The sequence below is a fragment of the Allobosea sp. TAB14 genome (assembly GCF_052113865.1).
Classification (GTDB): domain Bacteria; phylum Pseudomonadota; class Alphaproteobacteria; order Rhizobiales; family Beijerinckiaceae; genus Allobosea; species Allobosea spartocytisi.
In genome coordinates, this window is record NZ_JBFRDQ010000278.1 from 1 (window position 1) to 4,130 (window position 4,130).

Annotated in this window: 3 protein-coding genes; 1 reads left to right on the forward strand and 2 read right to left on the reverse strand. The window is 60.9% G+C overall.

Translation table 11 applies throughout. The annotated features are described in order from the left end of the window. Together AB4Y99_RS26160 and AB4Y99_RS26165 are read right to left on the reverse strand one after the other, a co-directional pair. On the reverse strand, nucleotides 1-1,654 hold a 1,654-nt coding region (locus tag AB4Y99_RS26160; RefSeq protein ID WP_441525380.1), incomplete at its 3' end, for an ABC transporter ATP-binding protein/permease. A gap of 279 nt (nucleotides 1,655-1,933) precedes the next feature. After that, nucleotides 1,934-2,233: a hypothetical protein gene (locus tag AB4Y99_RS26165; protein WP_133561480.1), complete on the reverse strand. Its 300-nt coding sequence runs from the start codon at nucleotides 2,231-2,233 to the stop codon at nucleotides 1,934-1,936. A 231-nt stretch (nucleotides 2,234-2,464) separates the two neighbouring features. On the opposite strand from AB4Y99_RS26165, the gene AB4Y99_RS26170 reads away from it, so the two are divergent. Further along, nucleotides 2,465-2,731, forward strand: a complete 267-nt coding sequence (locus tag AB4Y99_RS26170) for a hypothetical protein (protein WP_441525381.1) — start codon at nucleotides 2,465-2,467, stop codon at nucleotides 2,729-2,731. Nucleotides 2,732-4,130 lie beyond the last annotated feature (1,399 nt).

Below are 4,130 nucleotides of genomic sequence, written 5' to 3' on the forward strand. Positions count from 1 at the left end.
GGCCCACGCTGATGATGGTGGCATAAGCAAGTTCGCTCTCGAAAAGCGCGAGTAGCGAGTCCTGGCTCTCATCGTCGAGCGCGGACGTGGCTTCATCCATCACGATGATGTCCGGCTTCTGGATCAGAAGGCGCGCGAAGGCTATCCGCTGGCGTTCGCCGCCGGACAGGATCCGGTCCCAATCTTCGACCGCTCCAAGCCTGCGAGCGAGATGTGGCAAGCCGCATCGTTCGAGCGCAGCCAGGATGACACTGTCCTCGATCGACGCGTCGGCGGCGGGATAGAGCAGGACCGACCGCAATGAGCCCTTCGGCAGATATGGCTTCTGCGGCAGAAACGCGATCGACTTGTCGGGAGGCACCGCGATCGAGCCAGCGCCCCACGGCCACAGCCCTGCCAGCGCCCGGATGAGGGTGCTCTTCCCGGATCCGCTTTCGCCGGCGATGAGCACCTTGTCGCCCGGGGCGATGGCGACTGTTGCATCAGCGATGACGATCCGCCCATTGCTATGCGCCACCGACAGATTTTCGATGTGAATGCTGTCATCGCCGCTTTCGGTGATGGAGATGTGCTTTCCATCCTCCATCTCCGCCCCGACATCGAGGCCCTGCAACTCCTCGACCAGTTCGTCCACCCGCGTCACGGAGGCAAACCATTCGGCGAGTCGCACGATGTTGTCGACGAACCAGATGAGCGCCGCCTGAACCGCGCTGAACGCGGCAACGACCTGCACGACGGCTCCCAGCGACACTGAACCAGACAGGTATTTCGGTGCGATCAACAGCAGGGGAACGACCGGAAAAAGCGCGCTGTTCGTATTCAGCACCAGCGCGATCAGCCCCTGCTGCCTCACGATCCTCAGCCAGGTTCGGACGACCCGCCCATAACCCTTGTGAATCGCCGTCAGCTCGTCGGCATCTCCCCCGATCAAGGCGATACTTTCGGCATTCTCGCGAAGCCGCGTCATATCGGCCCGAAAGCGGGCTTCCATCTCGTTCTTTGCCGCAACCCGCCGCACCAGCGGGTGGCCCGCGACATAGGCTGCGAGCGTTGCAAGCCCCGCATAGAGGATTGCAGCCAGGGCCATGTAGAACGGCACGAAAACGGTATGGCCCATGATCGTCAATTCGGCAGAGCCCGCGACTTGCCAGAGCACGGTTGCAAAAGTGGCGGCGGTGACGAATGCCGTGAGCAAACCGATCGTCATCTCGACGAGTGGCTCTATCGCGAGGCGCACATCCTCGGCGATCCGGTATTCCGGCGCGGATTTGATCTGGCTGAGGAGGCTGAGCCGATAATAGCGCTGGTCGGCGATCCACCAGCCTGAAATGAGCCGCGTCAGATGCTCGCGCCACCGGACCTGAAGCAACATGCGACTGACGACCAGCGCTGACATCGACAGGGACGTCGCGGCAAGAAGCACGGGCAGCCAGGCTGCGGTGCTCCACACCAGCGCGACGTCGCGCTGGCCCAGCGCGTCGAAGAACCAACGATTCCACAGGTTCATCGCGAACGCTGCAGCCGTCTGCGCTGCCACGAACGCTAACACGGCTATGGTCAGTATCCATGCCCGCCCGCGGGTCTCGCCGGTCCAGAACCGGAACGCGACGGAGAAGAACTCCCTGAAACGGGATCTCACGGGCACATCGGCCATAATCTGGGAACTCTCCCCCTCGCGCCCCAAGATCCTGCCCAAGGCATGGCTGAAACGACCAGGCTCGATTTACGTTCCAAGGGGCAGGACCGGGGCGCGCTCGCAAGCTGGCGAGAAAGGTCCCTGCGGAAGTGATGCCGGGGATGTCGACCCCGAAGGCGGACGTCGCCGCCTGGTAAAATCGCCAGCAAGGCAGGCGTGATTGGCAGCTCTCACATGCTGCCCGGTGAAAAGCGCGTCGGTCGAGAGACTTGCCTTGGTGATACTAGGCTTTTTGTTTCAGGCGACGTCGTGGCAGTGCCGCGCCAGCTCCTCGACATATTGCCGGCGCATCTCGGCGGTGTTGGGAAGGGATCGCTCTTCGAGCCAGGCGAGAAAATCATCGGGTCGAATGGTGACGATCTCCAGAGCCCTGCCGCGAGCCAACCAGGCATTCATCACGGCAACAGCATTGCGGTGCCATTCCTCGTAATCGGCCGGCATTTGATCGCGGTCATGTGCCAAGTCCCAGAGGCGATGGAAATCCTCTCGCTCATACCAGGGCAATGCAACCGTGTAGGCCTCAAATGTCGGTTTCATGTCCCCTCCAAGCTCCGGGATCGATCTCCGCGTGACTCACGTGCAGGAAGTCAATGCCAGCAGGCTACCCCGCCCGTCGGGTGTGATCCAGGAAAAACGAGATTAATCAGCATGTTAACCCGCTCAATTGGCGCTGTTCGAGACAGAGCCACGAAACAAGGTCTTTGAAACAAAATGGCAGGTTGTGCATTTTACCCATATCGCGACGGTTGAGGTGAATGAGTAACCGCCATGACGGAGACCACGAGCARGGGCAATGAACTGACGCGCGGCGAGCGCCTTCAGATCATGATCGATCAGGAAGAGCTGCAGGCTCTGGAGGATTTCCGCTTTGACAATCGGATGCCCAGCCGTGCCGCGGCGATCAGGGAGCTCCTGCGCCGAGGTTTGGCCGCGACGGGCTACGACCTCGATGGCCAGCGAAGAGCTTCGAGCGAATATGGCGTGACCCGCAGCTCCTCGAAAAGCCAAGGCGAGGCCGGCCAGCCCGAGGATTGAAGCCCGCAGCTGTCGAAAGGCACATCAACCGACATCGATAGGAGGTCGAGACGCCGGGACGATTGCCGGTGTCATGGCGGCATAGGCTGCCAAAATGACCACAATTCCGATGACGGCAAGCCATATCCAGAACTCGAGAGGGGGGCGACGGCGGCGCTGCATGTCCTGGTAATCTGTCTTCAGCTCGATTGTTCCGCGCCTTCTAAGCCCCAGCCTTCAGCGCAGYGTACCGATCGATCTGAGCGCGCAGGCGTGCCGGCCGGAGGACGGAACAGGTTTTGAAGTGCTCGCGTTGCCTGTCCATTCGATCCACGCGATGCGAGGTCAAGATGAAACTCCCGCTTCTCGCCCTTGGCGTGTTTGCGATCCTTGGGCCGGGACCGCTCGAGGCTGATGCGCAAACCCGCCCGAGCCCGCCGAAAGAAGAGCCAGGCCCGGGATCCGTCACGCAAGAAGGCACGGGGTCCAGCCCGACAGGTCGCTCCCCCTCGATAGACCAAAACAGGTCGGTGCCATCGACGACTGAGAGCCAGGACAACAAGAGCTATGGACGGGAAACCGATGCAGCGGGACAAGCTTTGGAACAGGGCAAACCCCGTCCGTCGCCCTAAGGCGTCTTATCCAAATGCGGCGACAGATTTAGCGGCGCCGTCCGATCGCGTCCTTCAAGAGGCTCTGCACAGCGTCGGCGTTGGCTTTTGGTCCCTTCATTCCAACGGCGATATAGTCGTTCCCTACTATCGCTCCGGCTTGCCACTCGCCGCCCATCTTCCTCCCCATGATCTCCATGACAGGTGAGCGAGCGACATAGGCCTTAGCACCRATTCCGGGGACYGATCGAAATCCTTCCCAGCTTTCGAAGCCCCAGGCCTTAGCTGGAGGGCGTTACCCGCYGGGAAARCACTGACGCTCATCTTGTTATCAGCGTCTTCWTTGGACCAAGAACAGCCAGAAGCACCGGGAATGAGGCTGCTTTCGCCCTSCCCTACAGYTGCGCCCACGTAAGCCGAGGCCTCTTTCTGYGTGAACAATTTGCAGAGAGGGTTCTCCGCCGCTTGCGCCGGAGCGACCGCAGCAGAGGCAATCAGCAATGCGAAAAKRGCGAGCCAGCGCATGATTGAGCCTCCCAATCYTCTGCGATCGAGGCTAGCGCCTTCGCCTTGTCGCGYCTTACTGCATATGGAGGATGGCGCGGTCCTTCATGCTGCGATCCCCTCGCWGCGCCCTGCGGTGACAACAATCAGCCGGCTGACAAGCGTCGCATAAGGAACCGCCGCCGACTTTTAGCGTTCGTAGTCGTCCGATTTGGAAAACGATAATGGCGCAAAAATTGACTGTGCGCCGTATCGGCGCGGAGTGGGGCTTTCGCGATGTAACGGTCAGGCTTACGGCCTCTAGG

What these genes read in the sequence shown, in the direction of transcription:
- AB4Y99_RS26165 (WP_133561480.1), bottom strand. Translation starts at nt 2,233, where the DNA reads ATGAAACCGACATTTGAGGCCTACACGGTTGCATTGCCCTGGTATGAG.